This is a genomic window from Williamsia sp., assembly GCF_036566845.1.
Taxonomy (GTDB): domain Bacteria; phylum Actinomycetota; class Actinomycetes; order Mycobacteriales; family Mycobacteriaceae; genus Williamsia.
In genome coordinates this window covers 1-1,977 of the sequence record NZ_DATCVM010000191.1, presented here as the reverse complement: position 1 = coordinate 1,977, position 1,977 = coordinate 1, and the positions used below count along the sequence as shown (strand labels likewise).

Below are 1,977 nucleotides of genomic sequence, written 5' to 3'. Positions count from 1 at the left end.
TCGGTCGATCATCGCTGCGGCGACGACGTCGTCGGAAAATGTCTCGCCCCATCGCCCGAACGGGAGGTTGGAGGTGACCATGACCGAGCCTTGCTCGTATCGGGAGGCGATCAGCTGGAAGAACAAGTTCGCCGCGTCCTGGTCGAACGGGATGTACCCGACCTCGTCGATGATGATCAATTTGTAACGGCGGATCTTCTTGAGTTCGGTTTCGAGTTGCCCTGCATGATGGGCGGTGCTCAACCGAGTGATCCAGTTCGATGCGGTGTCGAACAGGACGGAATATCCGGCGTAGGCGGCCTTGACTCCGAGTCCGATCGCGATGTGCGTCTTGCCGATACCCGGGGGCCCGAGCAGGATGACGTTTTCCGCTTTGGGAACGAACATTCCAGTCGCCAAGTGCGCCAGCACATCACGTCGCAAGCTCGGCAGGTGGTCGAGGTTGAAGTCCTCGAGTGTTTTCACTGCCGGGAAGTGCGCCGTGCGGATCCGCATGATCGTGCCCGCCGACTCACGATCGGCGAGTTGGCGGCCCAATACTGCTGCGAGGTATTCCTCGTGTGACCAGTTTTCGTCGCGGGCGTGATCGGCGAGTTCTTCCCATACTCGTCCGATCGTCGGAGTTTTCAATACTCTTGTCAGATAGGCGATCTGGGACGGAATCCCGTCCGCTGGCGGTGCCGAGGCGGCCGCCTCGGCGGCTTTCTTCTTGGTTGCGGTCGTCATGATGTGGTCCTCACTGTTGTCGGGGTGGATTCGAAATCGACGCCGAACAATGCGTCGTAGTCTGGCAATGCCCGCAACGAGACGGGGTGCCCGTCGATGTGTCGGCGTGTGGCGGCTGCTGTGCGGCGGCGCCGTTCGTCCGCCAATCCGCGGCGCAGTTGCGCAGCGACATTGACGTGATCGGGGTCGGTGACGACCACGTGCTTCGCCCACGATCGGTCATGACGAGCCACGATCTGGTCGTCGCAGCGGGCCACCACGCGGGTCGGGCTGGCGCTCACATCGACGAACCGGCCGATCACTCGCGGGTCGATCGAGTAGTCGGCGCCGTCGACACGCACGTAATAATCCCGCGCCAACCGGATCCGGTGACTGAGTCCTATCGCCGGAATGACCGGTGGCAGTTCGATCATCGCCGCAACGTCGGTGGCGAGCAGATCGACAGGTCGGCCACCGATCGCCCTCACCGTGCGAGTATTCGCTCGTGTGAGCCAGTCATGGAGTTGGGTGTTGAAATCAGTCGGTGAGGTGAACCGCCGGCCGGGTAGAAACGAGGTTTCCAGGTAGCCGTTGGCGCGTTCGACCATGCCCTTGTACTCCGGGTCCCGCGGTGGAGCCAACTGGATTCGAGTCGCTAACGTCCCGGCGAACGCAGCAGCAGGTGTGGTGACCTTCCCGGTGCCTCCGATTGCTGATTCCCGGTCCCACACCAGCGTTTTCGGGACCTTACCCAACCCCGAGATCAGTTCCCACATCCCCGACAAGATGTCACCACCTTGCCGCGAGGGAATCATCACCGCCGAGATGAACCGCGAGTACCCCGACGTCATCACCAACACCGGCAGTACCCGTTCCTGACCGCCACCGACCGGCACCACGGTCTCGGGAAACCACAAGTCGCACTGCGCGATCGCTCCAGGCTTGTAGACGAAACGATCCACCGGATCGACACCCACGTACTCCGGACGGATCTCACGAATGCGGTCCTTGATCGTGGTAATCGAATGCTGCCACCCGATCCGCTCGGCGATCACCGTCGCCGGCATCCGAGGGAACTCTGACAACAGTGCCCGCACCTGCGGCTCGACCGTATCGGCGAGCGTGCGCTGGCGTTTTCGTTGATACTTCGGAGGACGATCCGATGCCAACGCCGAGCGCACGGTATTACGCGTCACCCCCAACCGCCGCGCGATCTCGCTGATCGACAGGCTCTCAGCCCGATGCAAACGGCGGATCTCCGCCCAATCCTCC

General features: G+C 62.3%; 2 protein-coding genes. Both read right to left on the bottom strand.

Annotated elements, in window-relative coordinates; all coding sequences use genetic code 11:
• Positions 1-726, bottom strand: a 726-nt coding sequence (gene istB, locus VIQ49_RS18645) for an IS21-like element helper ATPase IstB (RefSeq protein ID WP_331887296.1), incomplete at its 3' end; no start/stop codon positions are given.
• The coding region (gene istA / locus VIQ49_RS18640) for an IS21 family transposase (protein ID WP_331887294.1) at positions 723-1,977 on the bottom strand (1,255 nt) is incomplete at its 5' end. The genes istA and istB, both read right to left, overlap by 4 nt.